Source organism: Roseivivax sp. CAU 1761 (assembly GCF_054482755.1).
Genome location: NZ_JBTLRM010000013.1, coordinates 32,789 through 56,152, shown reverse-complemented (window position 1 = coordinate 56,152; position 23,364 = coordinate 32,789). Strand labels below are relative to the sequence as shown.

The 23,364-nt window shown below is 70.8% G+C and carries 18 protein-coding genes; 14 read left to right on the top strand and 4 right to left on the bottom strand.

Annotated features, from left to right (window positions below):
- On the bottom strand, positions 1-479 hold a 479-nt coding region (locus ACXYMW_RS10075; protein ID WP_459035188.1), incomplete at its 3' end, for an SAM-dependent methyltransferase.
- A 133-nt stretch (positions 480-612) separates the two neighbouring features.
- On the opposite strand from ACXYMW_RS10075, the gene ACXYMW_RS10070 reads away from it, so the two are divergent.
- Positions 613-1,776, top strand: a complete 1,164-nt coding sequence (locus ACXYMW_RS10070) for a penicillin-binding protein activator (protein ID WP_459035187.1) — start codon at positions 613-615, stop codon at positions 1,774-1,776.
- The gene (locus ACXYMW_RS10065) at positions 1,736-4,537 is read left to right on the top strand and encodes a [protein-PII] uridylyltransferase (RefSeq protein ID WP_459035186.1); all 2,802 of its coding nucleotides are present in this window, start codon (positions 1,736-1,738) and stop codon (positions 4,535-4,537) included. Before ACXYMW_RS10070 ends, ACXYMW_RS10065 begins: the two co-directional genes overlap by 41 nt.
- 24 nt (positions 4,538-4,561) lie before the next feature.
- On the opposite strand, the gene ACXYMW_RS10060 is transcribed toward ACXYMW_RS10065, so the two are convergent.
- Positions 4,562-5,314: a cytochrome c biogenesis CcdA family protein gene (locus ACXYMW_RS10060; RefSeq protein ID WP_459035185.1), complete on the bottom strand. Its 753-nt coding sequence runs from the start codon at positions 5,312-5,314 to the stop codon at positions 4,562-4,564.
- 93 nt (positions 5,315-5,407) lie between these two features.
- Here ACXYMW_RS10060 and ACXYMW_RS10055 point away from each other — a divergent pair, with 93 nt between their 5' ends.
- Positions 5,408-5,641, top strand: coding sequence for a sulfurtransferase TusA family protein (locus ACXYMW_RS10055; protein WP_459035184.1), 234 nt, complete (start codon positions 5,408-5,410; stop codon positions 5,639-5,641).
- A gap of 253 nt (positions 5,642-5,894) precedes the next feature.
- On the opposite strand, the gene ACXYMW_RS10050 is transcribed toward ACXYMW_RS10055, so the two are convergent.
- Together ACXYMW_RS10050 and ACXYMW_RS10045 are read right to left on the bottom strand one after the other, a co-directional pair.
- The gene (locus tag ACXYMW_RS10050; protein WP_459035183.1) at positions 5,895-8,705 is read right to left on the bottom strand and encodes an Rne/Rng family ribonuclease; all 2,811 of its coding nucleotides are present in this window, start codon (positions 8,703-8,705) and stop codon (positions 5,895-5,897) included.
- Between the two features lie 466 nt (positions 8,706-9,171).
- Complete coding sequence (locus ACXYMW_RS10045; RefSeq protein WP_459035182.1) at positions 9,172-10,044, bottom strand: NAD(P)-dependent oxidoreductase; 873 nt, start codon at positions 10,042-10,044, stop codon at positions 9,172-9,174.
- Between the two features lie 137 nt (positions 10,045-10,181).
- Between ACXYMW_RS10045 and ACXYMW_RS10040 the strand changes: the two genes are divergently transcribed.
- From ACXYMW_RS10040 to ACXYMW_RS09990, 11 genes are all read left to right on the top strand, one after another.
- Positions 10,182-12,644 carry a penicillin acylase family protein gene (locus ACXYMW_RS10040; RefSeq protein ID WP_459035181.1) on the top strand — a complete coding sequence of 821 codons (2,463 nt, stop codon included), beginning with the start codon at positions 10,182-10,184 and terminating at the stop codon, positions 12,642-12,644.
- Between the two features lie 145 nt (positions 12,645-12,789).
- Entirely contained in the window at positions 12,790-14,442 is a 1,653-nt protein-coding gene (locus ACXYMW_RS10035; protein WP_459035180.1) for a BCCT family transporter, read from the top strand.
- An 87-nt stretch (positions 14,443-14,529) separates the two neighbouring features.
- Complete coding sequence (locus tag ACXYMW_RS10030) at positions 14,530-15,669, top strand: glycosyltransferase (protein WP_459035179.1); 1,140 nt, start codon at positions 14,530-14,532, stop codon at positions 15,667-15,669.
- A gap of 4 nt (positions 15,670-15,673) precedes the next feature.
- The gene (locus tag ACXYMW_RS10025; protein ID WP_459035178.1) at positions 15,674-16,999 is read left to right on the top strand and encodes a 3-deoxy-D-manno-octulosonic acid transferase; all 1,326 of its coding nucleotides are present in this window, start codon (positions 15,674-15,676) and stop codon (positions 16,997-16,999) included.
- A gap of 51 nt (positions 17,000-17,050) precedes the next feature.
- Positions 17,051-17,515, top strand: a complete 465-nt coding sequence (locus ACXYMW_RS10020) for a DUF1178 family protein (protein WP_459035177.1) — start codon at positions 17,051-17,053, stop codon at positions 17,513-17,515.
- 80 nt (positions 17,516-17,595) lie between these two features.
- On the top strand, positions 17,596-17,784 hold the full coding sequence (locus ACXYMW_RS10015; RefSeq protein WP_459035176.1) for a hypothetical protein: 189 nt from the start codon (positions 17,596-17,598) through the stop codon (positions 17,782-17,784).
- Positions 17,785-17,795: 11 nt separating this feature from the next.
- Positions 17,796-20,888, top strand: coding sequence for a formate dehydrogenase subunit alpha (locus tag ACXYMW_RS10010; RefSeq protein ID WP_459035175.1), 3,093 nt, complete (start codon positions 17,796-17,798; stop codon positions 20,886-20,888).
- A gap of 1 nt (position 20,889) precedes the next feature.
- On the top strand, positions 20,890-21,486 hold the full coding sequence (fdh3B, locus tag ACXYMW_RS10005) for a formate dehydrogenase FDH3 subunit beta (RefSeq protein ID WP_459035174.1): 597 nt from the start codon (positions 20,890-20,892) through the stop codon (positions 21,484-21,486).
- Entirely contained in the window at positions 21,483-22,697 is a 1,215-nt protein-coding gene (locus ACXYMW_RS10000; RefSeq protein WP_459035173.1) for a formate dehydrogenase subunit gamma, read from the top strand. The genes fdh3B and ACXYMW_RS10000 overlap by 4 nt, the downstream gene beginning before the upstream one ends.
- Positions 22,697-22,870 carry a hypothetical protein gene (locus ACXYMW_RS09995; protein ID WP_459035172.1) on the top strand — a complete coding sequence of 58 codons (174 nt, stop codon included), beginning with the start codon at positions 22,697-22,699 and terminating at the stop codon, positions 22,868-22,870. The genes ACXYMW_RS10000 and ACXYMW_RS09995 overlap by 1 nt, the downstream gene beginning before the upstream one ends.
- A 5-nt stretch (positions 22,871-22,875) precedes the next feature.
- Complete coding sequence (locus ACXYMW_RS09990) at positions 22,876-23,328, top strand: protein tyrosine phosphatase family protein (protein ID WP_459035171.1); 453 nt, start codon at positions 22,876-22,878, stop codon at positions 23,326-23,328.
- Positions 23,329-23,364: the final 36 nt, after the last annotated feature.

The window sequence follows — 23,364 nt, the reverse complement described above, 5'->3', positions numbered from 1 at the left end:
CGATCTCGCCCTTGGGCGCGGCGCTCTCGTACTGCGCGGCGAGCTCGGCGAGGCTGCCGCGGCGCACCTCCTCGAAACGCTTGGTGAGCTCGCGGCAGACCGCCGCCGGGCGCCGCGGTCACCGCATGCCCCGCCTCCTGAGCCGCCCGCGCCAGGTCGAAGCCCGGATCGGAGATCATCGGCGTGCCGGCCTCGGAGGCGTAGAGCACCGAGCGGCCCTCGGCCAGCGCCGCCAGCAGGCGCGGCCGCATCTGGGCGCCGTTATGGTCGTGATAGGCCAGGCAGGGCCGCCCGCCGAGCGCCACGCCGTGGATCTCCATGAGCTTGCGCAGGCTGCGGGTGTCCTCGGCCACGAGAAGGTCGGCGGTTGCCAGAAGATCGAGCGCCCGCAAGGTGATGTCGCGGGCATTGCCGATCGGCACCGCCACCAGGTAGAGCCCCGGCGCCGGCGCTGTCGCATTGGTTCTTGGATCCGTCATGGCGCTGCTCTACGCTCCTTTTCACCGGACCGCGACCACCCGGCGCCCGGGGGTCCGCGGCGCTGCCGACCGGAGGGCCGCGCGGCCTTCCGGATCCCCGCCCATTCCCGGAACAAAGGGAGCCCAGACCCAGATGTTGGCCCGTATCCTCCGCCGCCGCAAGGCGGCCGTCCGCGCCGTCGCGGCCGCCGCCCTCCTCACCGTGGCCGCCTGCGACGCCGCCCTCGCGCCCGCCGGACCCGGCCTGGCCGCCCGCGGCCCGGTGCCGGTGGCGCTGCTGCTGCCGCAATCGGATGCCGGCGCCGCGCCGGTCGCCCGCAGCCTCGAGAACGCCGCCCGCCTGGCGCTGGCCGAGCTCGACGGCGTCGAGGTCGACCTGCGCGTCTACGACACCGGCGGCCAGCCGGCCACCGCCGCCCGGGTGGCGCAGCGCGCCGTCGACGAGGGCGCCGGCATCATCCTCGGGCCGCTCTTCGCCGAGGCCGCCAATGCCGCCGCCATCGCGGTGGCCGACGAGGGCGTCAACGTCCTCAGCTTCTCCAACAACTCGACCATTGCCGGCGGCAACCTCTTCGTGCTCGGGCCGACCTTCGAGAACACCGCCAACCGGCTGGTCTCCTATGCCGCCGACCAGGGCACCGACGACCTCGCCGTGCTCTACACCCAGGACATCGGCGGCCAGATCGGCCGCAACGCCATCCAGTCCGCCGCGGCCCGCAGCGGCGCCCGGGTGGTGGCGGCCGAGGGCTACCAGCTCAACACCGCCAGCCTGACCTCGGCGCTCGACCGGGTCGCCCGCGTGGTTGAGAGCGGCGCGGCCGACGGGCTGTTTTTGACCGACACCTGGGAGGGCGGCCTTTCGGTGGTGCTGCAGATGGGTCCGGAGCGCGGCCTGACGCCTTCGGCGGTGCAATATGCCGGCCTGACGCGCTGGGACACCCGGCCCGACGGCTTCTCCCTGCCGGGCATCGAGGGCGCCTATTTCGCCCTGCCCGACCGCGCCACCCTGCAGGGCTTCGAAAGCCGCTACCGCGCCGCCTACGGCGCCGCGCCGCACCCGCTCGCCAGCCTCGGCTTCGACGGCGTCGCGGCGATCGGCGCGCTGGCGCAGAGCCGGTCGGACGCCCTGACCGCGCGCGCCCTGATCCAGGGCTCTGGTTTCCGCGGGGCCGGCGGTGTATTCCGTTTCCTGCCCAACGGCACCAACCAGCGCAGCCTGGCGGTGGCGACCATTCGGAATCGACAGGTGGTGATCCTTGACCCTGCACCCGCAGGCTTCGGCCGCGCCGGCTTCTGATCCGGCCCCCGCGCCCCCGCCCGGTCTGATCGCGGACCGGGCGGAAATCTTCGACCTCGACGCGGTCCGCGCCCGGCTCTGGGAGGCGGTCAGCGACACCGGCGACGAGGGCGAGACCCGCCGCGCCGCCGTGCAGATCCTGGGCGAGGCCCGCGACGCCGGCCGCGCCCGCATCGCCCGGGCGCTCCGCGACGCCCCGCTGGCCGCGCCCGAGGCCGTCCGCTCCTACACCTGGATCACCGACGGGCTGGTGGCGCTGGCCTGGGAGCTTGCCACCGAGAAGCTGCACCGCCGCCCCACCCCGACCGAGGGCGAACGCATCGCGGTGATCGCGGTCGGCGGCTACGGCCGCGGCGAGATGGCGCCCTATTCCGACGTCGACCTGCTGTTTCTCAACCCCTACAAGATCACCGCCTGGGCCGAGAGCGTCATCGAATCGATGCTCTACGTGCTCTGGGACCTGAAGCTGAAGGTCGGCCACGCCTCGCGCACGGTGAAGGATTGCCTGCGCCTCGGCGCCGAGGATTTCACCATCCGCACGGCGATGCTGGAGCACCGCTTCCTGATCGGCCACGAACCGCTGGCGGAGGAACTGCGGCGGCGCCTGCGCGACGAGCTGTTCGACGGCACCGAGATCGAGTTCATCGAGGCCAAGCTGGCCGAGCGCGAGACCCGCCACGACAAGCAGGGCGGCCAGCGCTACATGGTCGAGCCCAACGTCAAGGAGGGCAAGGGCGGGCTGCGCGACCTGCAATCGCTGTTCTGGATCACCCAATACGTCTACCGCACCGACGACACGGCGCGGCTGGTGGAGCTCGGCATCTTCCGACCCGAGGAGCACGCGCTCTTCGCCAAGGCCGAGGCCTTTCTCTGGGCGGTGCGCTGCCATCTGCACCTGATCGCCGGCCGCGCGGTCGAGCAGCTGACCTTCGACATGCAGCTTGAGGTCGCCGCGGCGATGGGCTTCGCGCCCCGCGGCGGCCGCCCGGCGGTCGAGATCTTCATGCAGACCTATTTCCGCCACGCCACCGCGGTGGGCGACCTGACGCGGATCTTCCTGACCTCGCTCGAAGCCACCCACACCAAGGCGCCGCCGCTGCTGATGCGGGTCTTCAAGCGCAGCCCGCGGGTCAAGGCCGGCTACCGGGTGGTCCATGGCCGGCTGATGTGCGCCGATCCCGACGCCTTCCTGTCCGACAAGCTCAACCTGCTGCGCATCTATCAAGAGGCGCTGCGCACCGGGCTGCTGATCCACCCGGAGGCGATGCGGCTGATCCAGGCCAACCTGCACCTGATCGACGACGAGATGCGGCAGTCGCGCGAGGCCCGGCGCATCTTCCTCGACCTGCTGCTGAAGCACGGCAACCCGGACCGGGCGCTGCGGCGGATGAACGAGCTCGGCGTGCTCTCGGCCTTCATCCCCGAATTCGAACCCATCGTGGCGATGATGCAGTTCAACATGTACCACCATTACACGGTGGACGAACACATCATCCAGTGCATCTGGCATCTCAGCCAGATCGAGGAGCACCGGGTGGTCGAGGAGCTGCCGGTCGCCACCCGCATCCTCGAGGAGGGCATCAACCGCAAGGTGCTCTACGTGGCGCTGCTGCTGCACGACATCGGCAAGGGCCGGGACGAGGACCATTCGGTGCTCGGCGCGCAGATCGCCCGCCGGGTGGCGCCGCGGCTCGGCCTGTCGAAGGCTGACAGCGCCACGGTGGAATGGCTGGTGCGCCACCACCTGCTGATGTCCGACATGGCGCAGAAGCGCGACATCGCCGATCCCCGCACGGTGCGCGACTTCGCCAAGGCGGTGGCGACGCGCGAACGGCTCGACCTGTTGCTGCTGCTCACCGTCTGCGACATCCGCGGCGTCGGGCCCGGCACCTGGAACAACTGGAAGGCCACGTTGCTGCGCGCGCTCTACCGCCAGACCCGGCGGGCGCTGGAATCGGGACTCGAGGATCTGAGCCGGGAGAACCGCGGCACCGAGGCCAAGCGCAAGCTGCGCGCCGCGCTGTCGGCCTGGGACGGCCGCGACGTGCGCACCGAGACGCAGCGCCATTATCCGCCCTACTGGCAGGGGCTGCATGTTTCGGCGCATGTCATTTTCGCCAAGCTGCTGAAGGATATCGGCACCGACGAGATCCGCATCGACCTGCATCCCGACGACGACCGCGACGCCACCCGCGTCTGCTTCGCCCTGCAGGACCATCCCGGCATCTTCTCGCGCCTCGCCGGGGCGCTGGCGCTGGTCGGCGCCGACGTGGTCGATGCCCGCACCTACACCTCCAAGGACGGCTTCGCGACGGCGGTGTTCTGGATCCAGGACGGCGACGGTCATCCCTTCGAGGCCGACCGCCTGCCGCGGCTGCGCGAGATGATCCGCAAGACCCTGATGGGCGAGGTGGTGGCGCGCGACGCGATCAAGTCGCGCGACAAGCTGAAGAAGCGCGAACGCGCCTTCACCGTGCCGACCTCGATCACCTTCGACAATGACGGATCGGAAATCTACACGATCATCGAGGTCGATACCCGCGACCGGCCCGGCCTGCTCTACGACCTGACGCGGACGCTGGCGGCGCAGAACATCTACATCGCCTCGGCGGTGATCGCGACCTACGGCGAACAGGTGGTCGACAGCTTCTACGTCAAGGACATGTTCGGGCTGAAGCTCTATTCCCCGGCCAAGCAGCGGGCGCTGGAGCGCAAGCTGCGCGAGGCAATCAGCGAGGGCGCGGCGCGGGCCGGGGCCTGAGCCCCGCGCCGCCCCGCCGCCGGTTCAGCCGAGCAGCGACAGCGCCGGGAAGGTCTCGAGGAGCCAGAACGAGAAGGCCGAGAAGGCGCCGGTCACCAGCGCCAGCCCGACGCCCACAAGCAGCACGCCCATGCTGCGCTCGATCAGCTTCATGTGCCGCTTCAGCCGGTTCATCAGCTTCATCGCGCGGGTCAGGAACAGCGCCGCCAGCAGGAACGGGATGCCCAGCCCCGCGGCATAGACCCCGAGCAGCACGGTGCCGCGGGCCACATTGGCCTCCGACGCCGCCAGCGACAGGATGGCGCCGAGCTGCGGGCCGATGCAGGGTGTCCAGCCGAAGGCGAAGGCCAGCCCGAGGATGTAGGCGCCGAAGGCCGAGCCGCCCTGGTCGCCGGCCTCGATCCGCGCCTCGCGGTCGAGGAACGGGATCCGGAACACGCCGAGGAAGTGCAGCCCGAAGACCATCACCACCACTCCCGCGGCGCGGGCCAGCAGCACCTGGTTCTGCAGGAAGAAGGCCCCGAAGGCCGAGGCGGTGAAGCCCAGAAGCAGGAACACCGTGGACAGGCCGAGCACGAAGAACCCCGCCGCGGTCACCGCCTTCCGCCGCGCCGCGCCGCCGGCCTCGACCTCGCCGAGGCTGACCCCGGACATGAAGGCCAAGTAGGGCGGCACGATCGGCAGCACGCAGGGCGACAGGAAGGAGATCAGCCCCGCGCTCAGCGCGACCAGCATGGCGGGCAGCAAGGCCGCATCGATGATTTCGATTCCGAACATGCTCCATGCCTAGGGGATCGCGCCCCCGCCGTCACCGGGACGATCCGTCACAAGACCGTGGACAGGCTGACATAATCGCCCTAGAGCGCGGGCATGACGCATGACGACATCCACGAGCTCGACGCCACCGGACTGCTCTGCCCGCTGCCGGTCCTGAAGGCCCGCAAGCGCCTCTCGGCGCTCGCCCCCGGCGGGCGGCTGCGGGTGCGCACCGACGATCCCGCCGCGGTGATCGACGTGCCGCATTTCTGCCAGGAGGCCGGCCACGTCCTGGAGGCCCAGGACGCCGAGGGTGCCGTCACGATCTGGCTGATCCGCAAATACTGAGCGCGGCCGGTCCGGGGCCCTGGAGCGCGGCCAGCGCCGCGGGAGCCGCCGCCGCGCGGGCCCGCACGCGGATCGCCCGGCCCGCCTGCCGCTCGGCCAAGCGCACGAAGGTCTCCGCGCCGCCCGGCAAACCTCCCGCGCCAGGCTGGCGGTGTTTTCCTCCCGGCGGCGCGGCGCCCCCCCCCATCCCCGACACGGAAAACGGGCCCGGCAGCGCTGCCGGGCCCGTTTCGCATGTCACGTCAGGTGCGCCTCAGAGGCCGAGCGACCACCAGCCGCGGCGCTTGGGCTTGGGCGCGGTCTCGCCCTGCCCCTCGTCCTCGGTGGATTCGTCCTCCGCCGGCTCTTCCGCCGGCTCGGGCGCGGCGGCGGGCTGGGCATCGCCGTTGCGCGCGGCGGGCCGGGGCGCGTCCTGCCGCGCCTCCTGGGGCGCCTCCGAGGCGGCCTCCTCGGGCGTCGCCACCGGCGCTTCAGGCGCTTCGGCCGCCGGCGCCGCGGCTGCGGCCTCCGGGGACGGGGCCTCGGCGCGGGCCGGCTCGGCAGGCGCCGGCTGCGGCGCCGCCTCGGGCGCTTGGGCGGGCGCCTGGGCGGCCGCCGCGGCGCTCATCGCCGGTTCCGGCTCTGCCGGTGCCGCCGGGATGGCGGCCGGCGCGTCGCCGGTCTCGGGGCGCGTCGCCGCGGGCTCCGGTTGCGCCTCGGGCGCGGCCTCCTCGGCCGGCGCGGCCGCCTCCTGGGCCTCGGCGGTTTCGGCCGACTTGCGGCGCGAACGGCTGCGGCTGCGGCGCTTGCGCGGCTTCTCCTCGCCCTCGGCGCCCGCCTCGGCCGGCGCCGCGTCGGGCGCGCCGGCAGGCTCCGCGGCCTCGGCCGGTGCCGTCTCGTCCGGCTCGCCGTCGGAGGCCGCCTCGGCCGGGGCCGCCTCGGCCGCCGTTTCGGCCACGTCCTCGCCGTTCTTCGACTTGCGGCGGCGGCGGCGGCGGCGCTTCTTCGGCTTGCCGTCGCCCTCGCCGTCGGTCTCCGCCTCGGCCTTGCGGGCCTCCTCGGCCTCGGCCTCGGCTTCCGCGGCCTCCTGAGCCTCGAGCGCCGCCTCTTCCTCGGCTTCCTCCTCGGCCGCGCGGGCATCGATGGCATCCATCAGCTCGGCATTGGCCGAGACCACCGGCAGCACCGCCTCGGGCACCCGCCGGGTCGCGGTCTTGAACTTCTCCATGTGGAAGTCCGGGCTGACCAGCGACGGATCGCCCTCGACGCGCACCGCCATGCCGTAGCGCAGCTCGATCTGGGCGATGTGCTCGCGCTTCTGGTTGATCAGGAAGTTGGCGATGCCGACCGGGCAGCGCACCAGCACCTCGGGCGAGCGGCCGCGGGTGCCCTCCTCCTCGATCTGGCGCAGCACCTGCAGCGCCATGTTGTCGTCCGAACGGATCAGGCCGGTGCCGTGGCAGGCCGGGCAGGCCTGGGTGGTGGCCTCGATCATGCCCGGGCGCAGGCGCTGGCGCGACATCTCCAAAAGGCCGAAGCCGGAGATCCGACCGACCTGGATGCGGGCGCGGTCGGTCTTCAGCTTGTCCTTCAGCTTCTTCTCGACGGCGGCGTTGTTCTTGCGCTCGTCCATGTCGATGAAGTCGATGACGATCAGGCCGGCGAGGTCGCGCAGGCGGAGCTGGCGGGCCACCTCCTCGGCGGCCTCGAGGTTGGTCTTGAGCGCCGTCTCCTCGATCGAGCCTTCCTTGGTGGCACGGCCGGAGTTGACGTCGATGGCGACCAGCGCCTCGGTCACGCCGATGACGATGTAGCCGCCGGACTTGAGCTGCACCGTCGGGTTGAACATCGAGCTGAGATACGACTCGACCTGATAGCGCGCATAGAGCGGCATCGAGTCGGTGTAGTGCTTCACGTTCTTGGCATGCGACGGCATGATCATCTTCATGAAGTCCTTGGCGATGCGGTAGCCGCGGTCGCCCTCCACGAAGACCTCGTCGATGTCGCGGTTGTAGATGTCGCGGATCGACCGCTTGATCAGGTCGCCTTCCTCGTAGATCTTGGCCGGCGCGATCGATTGCAGCGTCAGCTCGCGGATCTGCTCCCAGAGCCGCTGCAGGTATTCGTAATCGCGCTTGATCTCGGTCTTGGTGCGCTTGGCCCCGGCGGTGCGGATGATCAGCCCGGCGCCGCGCGGCACGTCGATCTCGGAGGCGATGGCCTTGAGCTTGGAGCGGTCGGCGGCATTGGTGATCTTGCGCGAGATGCCGCCGCCCCGGGCGGTGTTGGGCATCAGCACGCAGTAGCGCCCGGCCAGGCTCAGATAGGTTGTCAGCGCCGCTCCCTTGTTGCCGCGCTCCTCCTTGACGACCTGCACCAGCAGGATCTGGCGGACCTTGATGACCTCCTGGATCTTGTACTTGCGCGGCCGCGGCTTGCGCGGCGGGCGGATGTCCTCGGCGGTGTCGTCGTCGGCGACGGATTCGATGGCGTCGGATTCGCTGTCCTCGACCGCCTCCACGGCGCCGTCCTCGTCCTCGCCGCTCTCGGGGTCGAGGTCGCTCTCCGGCGTCTCCACCGGGGTCTCGCGCACCGTTTCCATCGGCGACAGGCCCTCGCCGGCCGCCTCGCCGCCGGTCTCCTGGCCCTCGAGGTCGATGGTCTCCATGCCCGCGATCGCCTCGGGCTCGGTGCTCGTCACCTTGTCGTCGTAGGCGGCCTGCGCGGCCTTGCCGCCGCGGCGCCGGGTCCGCCCGCGGGCGGCGCGGGGCTTGTCCTCTTCCTCCTCGGCGCGGGCCTGGGCCTCTTCCTCCTCCATCAGCGCCTGCCGGTCGGCGACGGGGATCTGGTAGTAATCGGGATGGATTTCCGAGAAGGCCAGGAAGCCGTGCCGGTTGCCGCCGTAATCGACGAAGGCCGCCTGCAGCGAGGGTTCGACCCGGGTTACCTTGGCGAGGTAGATGTTGCCGGCGAGCTGCCGCTTGTTCTCGGATTCGAAGTCGAATTCCTCGACCTTGTTGCCGTCCACCACCACGACGCGGGTCTCTTCCGCGTGGGTGGCGTCGATGAGCATTTTCTTTGCCATGTTGTCCGTCTGCACGCGAACGCCGCCGCCGCCCCGGGCGGGGCGGCGGCGGTTTCGCGGTGTCTTGTCAGGGCGATGGGCGGACATGCGGCAGCGCGCGCCGGACGACCGGTCGCTTCCTGCATCAAGCACGTCACGTGCACCATCGCGGTTCTTCTCCAGCGCGGGGTGGGTCCGGGACGGTCGTCCGGTCGGGCCTTCCGCGCCCATTGACTGCCCCGGGCGCGCGGTTGCGGGTCAGGGGCGAACTCTCGGGGCCTTGCGGCCCGGTCGGTCCGTCAGGCCGCGCCCCGCTCGCATCCGGAGGACAGCTCGGTCTGACGGAAAAACTCCTTGGTCCGGACCGGGGCGCGCGGCGCCCGGGGGACCTGACGGTCATCCTACGCTGAAGGGTTGTGCAAATACAATGCCCAATACGCGGCGCATTCTCCGCGCTCCGCGGCCCCGCATAGCGGCGCCACGCCGGTCAGCCCAGCGCGCGCAACCTCTTGAACAGGCTCGATGTGTCCCAGCGTCCGCCGCCCATCTTCTGGACGTCCTTGTAGAACTGGTCGACCAGCGCGGTCACCGGCAGCGAGGCGCCGACCTCGTCGGCGGCCATCAGGCAGATGCCCAGATCCTTGCGCATCCAGTCCACCGCGAAGCCGTGCTCCCAGCGGTCGTCGAGCATGGTCTCGTAGCGGTTCTGCATCTGCCACGACCCCGCCGCCCCCTGGGAGATCACCTCGACCACGGCGCGGCCGTCGAGCCCGGCCTTCTCGGCGAAGTGCAGCGCCTCGGACAGGCCCTGGACCAGCCCGGCAATGGCGATCTGGTTGGCCATCTTGGTCTTCTGCCCGGCGCCGCTCTCGCCGATGCGGCGGCAGAGCTTGGCATAGACCTCCATCACCGGCAGGGCGGCGTCGAACTGCGCCTGGTCGCCGCCGCACATGATCGACAGCTGGCCGTTTTCGGCCCCCGCCTGCCCGCCCGAGATCGGCGCGTCGACGAAGCCGCAGCCGGCCGCGCGAAAGGCGGCGTAAAGCTCCGCGGTCACCAGCGCCGAGACGGTGGTGTGATCGACGAAGACGGCGCCCTCCGCCATGCCGGCGAGCGCCCCGTCCTCGCCCAGGCAGACCGCGCGCAGGTCGTCATCGTTGCCGACGCAGGCCATGACGAACTCGGCGTCCCGGGCGGCCTCGCGCGGGGTCGGCGCATGGCCGCCGCCATGCTGCTCGGCCCAGGCGCGGGCCTTGGCGGCGGTGCGGTTGTAGACGGTGACCTCGTGGCCCGCCTTCGCCAGGTGCCCCGCCATCGGGTAGCCCATCACGCCCAGACCCAGAAATGCGACCTTTGCCATGACCTTCGCTCCTCACATTCGTGTTCGGGCCCATGTCGCCCCCGGGGCGCGCCCTTGGCAAGGGGCGGTCTTTGGGAGTAACCCCGCCGGCACGGACAAAACCCGCGCCAGACCGGCGCGCGAGCCGGGAGACCGACATGCGCACACTCTTCCGCTGGCTGGTGCGGCTCGCCTCCCTGGCCATCCTGCTGGCGGTGGCGGGCGTCGGGCTGGTCTACTACCTCGCCTCGCATTCGCTGCCCGATTACAGCCGCGACGTGCCGGTGGCGGAGGGGCTCGGCGCCGAGCTCGAGATCGTGCGCGACAATTCCAACGTGCCGCACATCTTCGCGGGCTCCGATCCCGACGCCTTCTTCGGCTTGGGCTACGCCCATGCCCAGGACCGGCTGTGGCAGATGATGCTGCTGCGCCGCACCGTGCAGGGCCGGCTGTCGGAACTCTTCGGGCGGCGCACGCTGGAGACCGACACGCTGCTGCGCCGGCTCGACCTCTACACCCTGGCCCGGGCCTCGGTGGAGGCGCAGGACGACACCACCCTGGCCGCGCTCGAGGCCTATGCCGCCGGCGTCAACGCCCGCATCGCCGAGATCAACCGCGAGAGCCTGGGCCGCGGCGCGCCGGAATTCTTCGTCTTCGAGGCGGCGCTGGCGCCGTGGCGGCCGGCGGATTCGATCGCCATCGTCAAGCTGATGGCGCTGCAGCTCTCCGGCCACCTGAACGAGGAGGTGCTGCGCGCCCGCACCTCGCTGGCGCTCGAGGATGCCGGCCGGCTGGCCGACATCCTGCCCGACATCCCCGGCGACGGCACCGCCGCCCTGCCCGATTACGCCGCGCTGGCGCCCGGCGCCTCGGGGATCGCCGGGCCCGAGCGGCGCGCGGCCTTCCTCTGGCCGGTGCCCGAACGCGGCCTGGCCGGCGCCTCGAACGCCTGGGCCGCGGCGCCGGGGCGTTCGGCCAATGGCGGCACGCTGCTGGCCGGCGATCCGCATCTCGGCTTCACCGCCCCCACGATCTGGTACCTCGCCCGCCTGCAGCTCGAGACCGGCGGCGTCATCGGCGGCACCATCCCCGGCATCCCGGCCATCCTGGTCGGGCGCTCGGAACGGCTCGGCTGGGCGGTGACCTCGTCCTATCTCGACGACCAGGACCTGCATCTCGAACAGGTCGATCCCGACAATGCCGAGCGCTACCGCACCCCCGGGGGCTGGAAATCGTTCCGCTCGCGGCGCTCCATCGTCGACGTGAAGGGCGGCGCGCCGGTCACCCTGACGCTGCGCTGGACCGAGAACGGGCCGGTGCTGCCGCCCTCGGCCTTCGACCTCGGCGCCATCACCCCGCGCGGCCACGTCATGTCGCTGTCCTGGACCGCGCTCTCGGCCGCCGACACCTCGATGAGCGCCGCCATCGCCCTGATGCGGGCGCCCGACATCGACGCCGCGCTCGAGGCCTCGCGGCTCTTCGTGGCGCCGTCGCAGAACCTCACCCTGATCGACGGCAAGCGCATCGCGATGAAGTCGGTGGGCGCCTTCCCGGCGCGCGACCCGGCGCATCAGAGCCGCGGCCGGCTGCCCAGCCCCGGCTGGATCGAGGCCAACCGCTGGCAGGGCATCCTGCCCGAGGCCGAGAACCCGGCCTTCGTGGCGCCCCCGGGCGGGGTCGTCGGCAACACCAACAACAAGGTCATCGACCGCCCCTTCCCCAACCACATGAGCTTCGAATGGGGCGACAGCCAGCGCGTCACCCGCTGGCAGGCGATGATGCAGGGCCGCGAGGTCCATACCCGCGACAGCTTCATCGAGGCCCAGCTCGACACCGTGTCGCCGGCCGCCCGCACCCTGCTGCCGCTGGTCGGCGCCGATCTGTGGTTCACCGGCGAACCGGCGCCCGACGGCACCCCGGAACGCCAGCGCCAGCGCGCCCTCGACCTCCTGGCGAACTGGAACGGCGAGATGAACGAGCACATGCCCGAGCCGCTGATCTACGCGGCCTGGATGCGGGCCCTGCAGGACCGCCTGATCCGCGACGACCTGGGCCCGCTCGCCGATGACTTCGACCATATCGAGCCGCTCTTCCTGGAGCGCGTCTTCCGCGACATCGACGGCGCCGCGGCGTGGTGCGACATCAAGCGGTCGGCGCCCGAGGAGACCTGCACCGACATCGCCCGCATGGCGCTCGACCAGGCGCTGATCTGGATCGAGGAGAACCACGGAAGGGCGCTCGAATCGCTGCGCTGGGGCGACGCCCACGAGGCCACCCACGACCACCCGGTGCTGGGCGAGGTGCCGGTGCTGCGCTACTTCGTGAACATCCGCCAATCGACCTCGGGCGGCGATTTCACCCTGATGCGCGGCGTCAGCCGGGGCAGCGGCCCGCGGCCCTTCCTGAATGTGCACGGCGCGGGGTATCGCGGCGTCTACGATTTCGCCGACCCCGATTCCTCGGTCTTCGTCACCGCCACCGGTCAGTCCGGCCACTTCCTGTCGCGCCATTACGACGATCTCGGCCAGCTCTGGCGGCGCGGCGAATACGTGCCGATGTCGCTCGATCCCGAACTCGCCCGCGCCGCCGCGGTGGGGGTCACGCGGCTGCGTCCGGAGTGAGTCCCGGCCCGGCCGCGGCTGGGCCCGACCGGGGCGCGAACATTGAAACGGCGCCGTTGCGTCCTACGCTCCCCGTCGTCGCATCGGCGTTCGCCTGCGGACCCTCGCGACGGCAAACGACAATAAAACTGCAAGGGTGAGCACGATGCACGACCGGATGCCGCAGAAGCGATTGCTGTTCTTCCCGGCGGTGAACCGACGGGTCTTTTCGGTTTCGGCCATCCTGATCGTCGGCTTCATCCTGTTCGGGGCGTTTTTCGACGAGACCGCCGGCACGATCTTCTCCGGCGCCCAGGCCTGGCTCGCCGGCAATCTCGGCTGGGCCCTGATCCTCGAGGTCAACATCCTCGTCGTCGCGGTGATCTGGCTGGCCTTCGGGCGCTTCGGCGACATCCGGCTCGGGCGGATGAACGAAGAGCCGGCCTACGACCTGTTTTCCTGGACCGCGATGCTGTTCTCCGCCGGCATCGGCATCGGGCTGATCTACTGGGGCGTGGCGGAGCCGCTCTACCACTATTTCGCGCCGCCTCTGGGCGAGGCCGAGACCGAGGCCGCCGCCAAGCAGGCGATGGTCATTTCGTTCCTGCACTGGGGCTTCCACGGCTGGGCGGTCTACGCCATCGTGGCGCTGAGCCTGGCCTATTTCCATTTCCGCAAGGGCCTGCCGCTGACCGTGCGCTCGGCGCTCTATCCGCTTCTGGGCGACCGCATCTTCGGCCGCTGGGGCGACGCCGTCGACATTCTCGCGGTGTTCGGCACGATGTTCGGCATCGTCACCTCGCTGGGCCTCGGCGCCATGCAGATCAATTCCGGCCTGGGCGAGGTCTTCGGCATCGGCGAGTCGGTGGTGGTGCAGATCCTGATCATCGCCGCGATCACCGCGATGGCGACGATCTCGGTGGTGGCCGGTCTCGATGCCGGGATCAAGCGGCTGTCGAACATCAATATCGGCCTCAGCATCCTGTTCCTGATCTTCCTGCTGCTGGTCGGCCCGACGCTGTTCATCTTCGACGGCTTCGTGGAGAATTATGGCAACTACCTCGCCGACCTGATGGCCTGGGGCACCTGGGCCGAGGCCTGGAAGAGCGAAGGCACCTGGCAGAATTCCTGGACCATCTTTTACTGGGCCTGGTGGGTCAGCTGGTCGCCCTTCGTCGGCGTCTTCATCGCCCGCATCAGCCGCGGCCGCACGATCCGCGAATTCCTGCTCGGCGTGATGCTGCTGCCGACCTCGATCATGTTCTTCTGGTTCTCGGCCTTCGGCGGCACCGCGCTGAAGATCTCGCTCTCAGGCGACCGCTCGCTGGTCGAGGCCACGCAGGAAAGCTACGGCCAGGCGATGTTCGCGCTGCTCGACTACTTCCCGGCCTCGGATCTGATGTCGGGCTTCGCGATCATCCTGATCGTGCTGTGGTTCGTCACCTCGTCGGATTCGGGCTCCTTCGTGATCGACATGCTGACCGCCGGGGGCGACCCCAACCCGCCCAAGGTGCAGCGCGTCTTCTGGGCGATCTCCGAGGGCGCGGTGGCCTCGGTGCTGCTGCTGGCGGGCGGCCTGAACGCGCTGCAGGCGGCGGCGGTGATCGCGGGCTTCCCCTTCGCGCTGGTGGTGCTGCTGATCCTCGTCGGCCTCGTCAAGGCGCTGAACTGGGATCCGCTGATGGTCTACCGGCACAATCAGAAATACCGCAGCGACGAGGAAGCCGACCACGCCATGCCGCCGGAACTCCCGGGCGAGCTCTACGGCTCGGATCCCGCTGGCCCGCCGCCGCGTGGCGAACCGGCCCCGGCCGAGTGACGGCGCAGCCGGCCGCGCCCCGGCGCGGCCGGCTTGTGAGCCCGCATTCCGCTTGCTATCCCGCACGGCAACCGGAGCGGAGATCCCATGCGCGCAGCGATTGGCACCAGCGACTACCACGTCCCCGGCGAAACCTTCATCAACCGTCACATCGCGCATCTCTTCGGCGGCGACACGGTGGTGGTCTGCGGCCGCGCCAACGGCGACAACCCCTATGACCGTCCGGTCTTCGTGCGCCGCGCCCGGCCCGGCCTCGTCGATCTCGCGCACTGGCCGCTGGCCGCCGCCTGGAACCGCACCCGGCACGCCACCACCCGCCTGCCCTTCGGCAGCGGCCGGCGCCGGCTGGCGGCATTCCTGACCGAGCAGCGCGTCGAGGTCATCCTCGCCGAGTTCGGCACCCAGGCGCTGGCGCTGGCGCCGCTGGCCAACGAGCTGGGCATCCCGATCTTCACGTATTTCCGCGGCACCGATGCCTCGAAGGCGCTGCGCACCCGGCGCATGCACCGCGCCTACCGGCTGATGATGCCGCGCCTCGCCGGGGTCTTTTCGGTCTCGCAATTCCTGCTCGACAACCTCGCATCGGTCGGCGTGCGGCATTCCAACGCCCATGTCGTCCCCTCGGGCGTCGACATCCGCCGCTTCGTGCCCGGCGACAAGCAGCCGCTGTCCTGCCTCGCCGTCGGCCGCTTTGTCGAAAAGAAGGCGCCGATGACCACGCTGCGCGCCTTTGCCGAGGCCGCCCGCGCCCATCCCGGCGCGCGCCTGGACTACATCGGCGACGGCCCGCTGCTGGCGCCGACGCGGCAGCTGGCCCTGGAGCTCGGCGTGGCCGAAAAGGTGACCTTCCACGGCGCCCAGCCGCACGAGGCAGTGCGCGCCCGGCTCGCCCGGACGCAGTTCTTCCTGCAGCATTCGGTGACCGCCTCGGACGGCAATACCGAGGGCCTGCCGACCGCCATCCAGGAGGCCATGGCGGCGGGCTGCATCACCGTGGCGACCCGCCATGCCGGCATCCCCGAGGCGATCGACGAGGGCCGCACCGGCTATCTCGTCGACGAGCATGACGGCGCGGGCTTCGCCCGGGCCATCGCCACGGCCTTCGCGCTGGACGCGCCCGGCGCGATGGCCGAGCGCGCCCGCCAGGTCGCCTGCGACCGGTTCGACAACGACCGCCTACTGGCCCGGCTCGAGGAGACCATCCGCACCACGCTCGACGGGGGCTGACGCGGTGGCGGGCGCGGCGCCCCGGGCCGGGGCCGACCCCGAGCCCCGCCCGGTCCGCCTGCGGGTCGAGCGGACGCTCTATCGCGGCGCGATGGCGCTGGCGGCGGCGGCGGTGCTCTCGCGGCTGGCGCTGCGGCGCGACCGGGCGGGGATCGCCGCGCGGCTGGGGCGCGGCCCCGGCCCCGAACAAGACGGCCCGCATCTGTGGCTGCACGCCGCCTCGGTGGGCGAGCTGAACTCGGCCCGGCCGGTGATCCTGGCGCTTGAGGCGGCGCGGCCCGACCTGCCCATCGTCGTGACCTGCAACACCGCCACCGGCGTGGCGCGGGCGCGAGCGCAGGGTCTGCCGGCGCGTCTCGCGCCGCTCGACCTCGCCGGCGCCACCGACCGCTTCGCGGCGCGCTGGCAGGTGGCGGCGCATATTGCCATGGAGGCCGAGATCTGGCCCGTGCGGCTGGCCCGCCTGAGCGGCCCGGTGCTGGTCCTCGGCGCGCGCATGTCGGCGGGCACGGCGCGCGGCTGGGCGCGGCTGCCGGCGCTGGCCCGCGCCACGCTCGGCCGCATCGCCTTCCTCTCGGCGCAGGATGCGGGCTCGCGCGACCGGCTGCTGGCGCTGGGGCTGCGCCACGCGGCGTGCGGCCCGGTGGCCGATCTCAAGGCGTTCTACGCCGCGCCGCCCGCGCCGCCCGCCGATCCCGCGCTCGAGGCCGCCTATCCGCGCGACGCCACCTGGCTCGCCGCCTCGCTGCATCCCGGCGAGGACGAAGTGGTGATCGCCGCGCATCTCGCCGCGCGCGCCGCCGAGCCCGGGCTGCGGCTGATCCTCGCGCCGCGCCACCCGGACAGGGGCGACGCGCTGGAAGCCCGGCTGCGGGCGGAGGGCCTGTCGGTGGCGCGCCGGTCCCGCAATGACCCGCCCGGGGCGGAAGTGCTGCTGGCCGACACGCTGGGCGAGATGCCGATCTGGTACGGCCGCGCCGGACGGGTCTTCATCGGCGGCACGCTGAGCGACCGCGGCGGGCACACGCCCTACGAGCCCGCGCGCTTCGGCGCGGCGCTGATCCACGGCCCCGACACGCGCAATTTCCGCGCCCCGTTCGAGACGCTGGCCCGGGCCCGCGCGGCGCGCTGCATCCGCGATTCCGGGGAGCTGGCCGCGGCGCTGACGGCGCTGGCGGACCCGGCGCGCCGCGACGCGGAGGCGGCCCGCGCCGCCGCCGCCCTGCAGCCCGCCGCGGAGCTCGACGAGCTCGTGCAGCCGGTTCTGGCGGCGCTCAAGGATGTGGCGCCGGCGCCGCCCGGCCCCGGCGCGGAACAGCCGGCTTCTTGATCGCCCTCGGGTGTCCTATATTAAGAACAGGACGTTCCACGGAAAAACCCGATGATTCAGTACTCGCTCAGATGTTCGGACGGTCACGGCTTCGACAGCTGGTTCCAGTCTGCCGCCGCCTTCGACACGCTGCAGGCCAACGGACACGTGACCTGCGCGATCTGCGGGTCGAGCGAGGTCGAGAAGGATCTGATGGCGCCGCGGGTGAGCTCCGGACGCCGAACCGCCGCGCCCGCCCCGGCGCCGCGCGACGGCGCGGGCGGCCCCTCCGCCGGCACGCTGCGCGGCCCCGCGAGCCCCGCCGAGCGCGCCCTGGCCCGGCTGCGGGCGCATGTCGAGGCGACGTCGGACTATGTCGGGCCGGAATTCGCCCGCGAGGCCCGCGCCATGCATCTGGGCGAGATGCCGGAACGCGCGATCTGGGGCGAGGCCAAGCCCGACGAGGCGCGCCAGCTCCTCGAAGACGGCGTGCCGGTGGCGCCGCTGCCCTTCGGACCCAAGCGCAAGGTCAACTGACCCCCGGGCCCACGCGGCCCGATTGGTGGGAACCCGCCCACGGCTCTCGCGTTTCGTGCAAAAGAGCCGGAGGTTTCCCCATGACAGATCGCCCAGACGCCCTGCGCCGCGCCCTGCTGACCGCGGCGCCGGTCGGCATGGCCGCGAGCGCCGTCGCCGCCGCGCCCGAGCCCGAGCGCGAGCACCCCGCCGAGCCCGAGGATCCCCGGCAGGTCCGGCTCCACGACAGCGCGCATGTCCGCACCTTCTACCATCTCGCCCGCAGCTGAGGAGCCGCCATATGCTCAAGCGCAAGGGCTCCGCGCCCCGCTCCGCCCGACCGCATCACCCCGTCCAAGCGGATTCTGATCGCGGCCCCTCGCGCAGGGACTTCCTCCGCAATTCCGGCCTGGCCGGGCTCGGCCTCGCCGGCCTCAGCGGCGCCGGCGGCAGCGTCGTCGCCCAGACCCAGGACACCGAGCCGCAATCGATCCAGAACTACCGCCGCGTGAAGACCATCTGCCAGTTCTGCTCGGTCGGCTGCTCGATGTGGGCCGAGACCGAGAACGGCGTCTGGGTCGGCCAGGAGCCGGCGTTCGAGAGCCCGATCAACCAGGGCACGCATTGCGCCAAGGGCGCCGCGATGCGGGAGATCGCCATCGGCGAGCGCCGGCTGAAATACCCGATGAAGAAGGAGGGCGGCGAATGGGTCCGCATCTCCTGGGAGCAGGCCATCGACGAGGTCTCCGCGAAGCTGCTGCAGATCCGCGAGGAATACGGCCCCGACAGCGCCTACTGGCTGGGCTCGGCCAAGTATTCCAACGAGATGTCCTACCTGTTCCGCAAGTTCGCGGCCTTCTGGGGCACCAACAACGTCGATCACCAGGCCCGGATCTGCCATTCCACCACCGTCGCCGGCGTCGCCAACACCTTCGGCTACGGCGCCATGACCAACACCTTCAACGACATCCGCCGCTCGAAATCGATCTTCATCGTCGGCGGCAACCCGGCCGAGGCGCACCCGGTCTCGATGCTGCACGTGCTGAACGGCAAGGAGAACGGCGCCAAGCTGATCGTCGTCGATCCGCGCTTCACCCGCACCGCCCGCCACGCCGACGAATATGCCCGCATCCGCCCGGGCGCCGACGTCGCCTTCCTGATGGGGCTGGTGCGCGAGATCTTCGCCAATGGCTGGGAGGATGCCGACTACCTCGCGCAGCGCGTCTACGGCGTCGACGCGATGCGCGCCGAGGCCGAGAAATACACCCTCGAGGAGGTCGAGCGCGTCTCCGGCATCGTCCCCGAGCAGACCCAGCGGATCGCCCGGATGCTGGCCGAGAACCGGCCCGGCACGCTGATCTGGTGCATGGGCCTGACCCAGCACACGATCGGTTCCTCGATGACCCGCGCGGCGTCGATCCTGCAGCTGGTGCTCGGCAATATCGGCAAGAAGGGCGGCGGCACCAACATCTTCCGCGGCCACGACAACGTGCAGGGCGCCACCGATCTCGGCGTGGTCTGCGATTCCCTGCCGGCCTATTACGGCCTCACCGAGGGCGCCTGGAAGCACTGGTGCCGGGTCTGGGACGTGCCTTATGACGACATGCAGGCGCGCTTCGGCTCCAAGGAGCTGATGGAGCGCGAGGGCATGCCGCTGTCGCGCTACATGGACGCGATCATCGAGGATCCGGAAAACCTCGACCAGCCCAACGCCGTCAAGGCGATGATGTTCTGGGGCCATGCCGCGAACTCGATCACCCGCGGGCCGGACCAGCTCAAGGCGCTGGAAAGCGTCGACCTGCTCTGCGTCATCGACCCGCACCCGACGCAGGTCGCGATCATGACCGAGAAGCAGGACAACGTGTATCTGCTGCCGGCCGCCACCACCGCCGAGATGCACGGCTCGGTGACCAATTCCTCGCGCTCGGTGCAGTGGCGCGACAAGGTCTTCGACCCGCTCTTCGAGAGCAAGACCGATTACGAGATCACCTACCTGCTGGCCAAGGCGCTGGGCTTCGAGAAGGAGATGTTCAAGCATATCGGCGTGCAGGACAACGTGCCGGTCGCCGAGGACATCCTGCGCGAGATCAACCGCGGCACCTGGACGATCGGCTACACGGGCCAGTCGCCGGAGCGGCTGAAGCTGCACATGGCGAACCAGGAGAAGTTCGACTCGGTGACGCTGCAGGGCAAGTCGGGCGAGGTCGAGGGCGAGTATTTCTGCCTGCCCTGGCCGGCCTGGGGCGCCCCCGAGATGCGCCACCCGGGCACGCCCCTCCTCTACGACCAGGAGGAGACCGTCGCCGAGGGCGGCCTGCCCTTCCGCGCCCGCTGGGGGGTGGAGCACGAGGGCGACACCCTGCTGGCCGAGGACAGCTGGCCCAAGGGCTCGGAAATCGAGGACGGCTACCCGGAAGGCACGCTCGGCATGATGGAAGCCTTCGGCTGGGTCAACGAGTTCACCGCCCGCGAGAAGCTGATGATCGCCGCGGTGGGCGCCGACCGGTTCGAATGGCGCTATTTCGAGATGACCGAGGAGGAGGCGCGGGCCGAGCTCGACACCATGGCGGGCGACCTCGCCGGCCTGCCCGATGCCCAAATCGAGGACGTCAGCAGCGAATATCCGGGTTACCAGGGCATGGCCCTGACCGCGATCGCCGCCTATCTCGCCAACAACCCGCAATCCAAGGGCGGCGAAGGCGGCGGCAACGACCTGGCCGGCGGCATCCGCCAGGTGAACTGGAAGACCGACCTGTCGGGCGGCATCCAGCGGGTGATGATCAAGCACGGCCTGGCGCCCTACGGCAACGGCAAGGCGCGGGTGAACGTCTGGAATTTCCCCGACGCCGTGCCCAAGCACCGCGAGCCGCTCTACACGCCGCGCCGCGACCTGCTGCCGGAATACGCCACCTACGAGGACCAGCGGAAGTGGCGCCTGCCGGTGCTCTACAAGTCGATCCAGGACATCGACTACGCCTCCGAGTTTCCGATGATCCTGACCTCCGGGCGGCTCGTCGAATACGAGGGCGGCGGCGACGAGACCCGGTCGAACAAGTGGCTGGCCGAGTTCCAGCAGCAGATGTTCGTCGAGATCAACGGCGAGGACGCCGAAGGCTTCGGCGTGGAGACCGGCAGCTGGGTCTGGGTCGCCACGCCCGAGGGCCGCATCCGCGTCAAGGCGCTGGTCACGCCGCGGGTGGGTCCGGGCACGGTGTTCCTGCCCTTCCACTTCGCCGGCTTCTGGATGGGCGAGGATCTGACCGACCGATACCCGGCCGGCACCGTGCCCTACGTGACCGGCGAGGCGGTCAATACGGTGCAGACCTACGGCTACGACATCGTCACCCAGATGCAGGAGACCAAATGCACGCTCTGCCGGATCGAGAGGGCCTGAGATGACACGCGTCAAGTTTCTCTGTGACACTGACCGCTGCATCGAATGCAACGCCTGTGCCACCAGCTGCAAGAACGAGCACGAGGTGCCCTGGGGCATGGTCCGACGCCGGGTGGTGACCTTCAACGACGGCACCCAGGACGAAAGCTCGGTGGCGATCTCCTGCATGCATTGCACGGATGCGCCCTGCGTCGCGGTCTGCCCGGTCTCGACCCTCTATCAGACCGATATCGGCATCGTGCTGCACGACAAGGACACCTGCATCGGCTGCGGCTACTGCTTCTACGCCTGTCCCTTCGGGGCGCCGCAATACCCGCGCGAGACGCTGTTCGGCACCCGCGGGGTGATGGACAAGTGCACCTATTGCGCCGGCGGCCCCGAGGAGAACGGCTCCGAGGAGGAGTTCCGCAAATACGGCCGCAACCGCATCGCCGAGGGCAAGCTGCCGATCTGCGCCGAGGTCTGCTCGACCCGGGCGCTGCTGGCCGGCGACGGGGAGACCATCGGCGAGATCTTCCGCGAACGGGTGATCCACCGGGGCTACGGCGCCGGCGCCTGGGGATGGAAGACCGCCTATTACCCGGAGGCAGACGGATGAGCGAGACGCGCGTGCGAGGCAAGGATTTCACCGGCTACCGGATCGGCGGCGCGATCGCCGCGGTACTGCTCAGCGTGGCGCTGCTGATCCAGGTCTGGGAGATGTTCGACGGCGACGCCATGACCGTACCCGAGGTGCGGTGGGAGGCCGCCAACCCGGCAGCCCATGCCGAGACCTCCCAGGTGCTGACGCAGCGCACGCTGCTGCAGGGTGAGCGCTTTGCCACCGGGCCGTCGCCCGAGGCCGAGGCGCCGCCGCTGGCCATCGGCGACGAGATCTTCCTGACCAACAGCCAGATCCCCGAGCCGCGGGAATACGACCAGCTGGTGCGCAACTGGGCCGATGCCGGCGAGGACGCGCAGAATATCCTGGCGCTGGCCGACCGCCGCATCGGCCTGTCCTCCCTGCCCTACCCCAATGCCGACCTGTTCGAGCGGCCCTTCGCCCGCGACTGGCGGCTCGGCGTGGCGGATTTCGCCACCCATCTCGGGGCGCTGGCGATCCTCGGCTTCTCGCTGCTGCTGGCGCTGATCCTGGCGATCCGCGGCCGGGTGCCGATCGTGCATGGGAAGTCGGGCCGCAAGGTCAAACGCTTCGGCCTCCTGGAACGCGCGACGCACTGGATGACTTCGGTGTCGTTCATCATGCTGGCCTTGACCGGCATCGTCATCGCCTATGGCGACACGCTGATCCTGCCCTTCGGCGAGGCGACGCTGGGCCAGACCGGCTGGCTCTCGACCTGGGGGCACATGATGTTCGCGCCGCCCTTCGCGCTCGGCCTCGTGATCATGCTGGTCATGTGGATCGGCCGCAACCTGCCGGAAAAGCGCGACCTGACCTGGCTGAAGAAGGCCGGCGGCTTCTTCAGCGATGCCGACGACGCGCCGCCGGCGCGCAAGTTCAACGCAGGACAGAAGCTGATCTTCTGGTCGGCGATCCTGGGCGGCGGCTTCATGGTGGCCTCGGGCGTCACGCTGATGTTCCCGTTCTTCTGGCTGGGCCTCGCCGGCATGTCCTGGGCGATGCTGATCCACGCCATCTTCGGCCTGCTGCTGATCGCCATCTTCATCGGCCACATCTATATCGGCACGGTCGGCATGCAGGGCGCGTTCTGGGCCATGTGGGACGGCAAGGTCGACTACAACTGGGCCGAGGAGCACCACAAGATCTGGCTGGCCGAGATCGAGAACGCAGAACGGAGGGCCAAGTGATGGGCGGTTTCCTGATCGGCGTGGGCGTGGCGGTCGCGATGTCGGCCGGCGCCTGGGCCACCTACGAGACCTTCGCGGTGCCCTCGGGCGACCGTTTCGACGGCGCCGAGGTGCATCTGCCGCACGAGGTCGAATACCCGGTCTACGACCAGTTCCGCAGGGGCGATCACTGAGGCCCATGGAGAACTGCGTCTGCCTCGATTCCCGCTACACCGTCGCGCGGTTCTCGCCGGACCGCGCGGCTTTGCGCGCGGCCGCCGAAGAGGGCTTCCGCGCCCTCGTCAACCTGCGCACCGCGGCGGAACGGCCGGAGATCGCGCCGGACGAGGAGGCCGCGCTCGCCAAGGAGGCGGGGCTGCTCTACCTGCACCATCCCACGACCTCCAAGGCGCTCGACGCGGCGGAGGTCGATGCCTTCCGCAGCGCGCTCGGCGGGCTGCCGGCCCCGGTGCTGGTCCATTGCCACGGCGGCAAGCGCGCCGCGGCGCTGGTCCTGATGGCGCTCGGCGTCGAGCAGGGCTGGAGCGGCGCCGACACGATCGCCCAGGGCGCGGCGCGCGGCTTCGACCTCGACGGGACGAACGTGGCGGAGTTCGTGGCACGCTACGTCGACGACCGGACCGGCGGCTGAGTCCGCTGCCGAGCCGGCCCGCCGCTCGCACCGTCT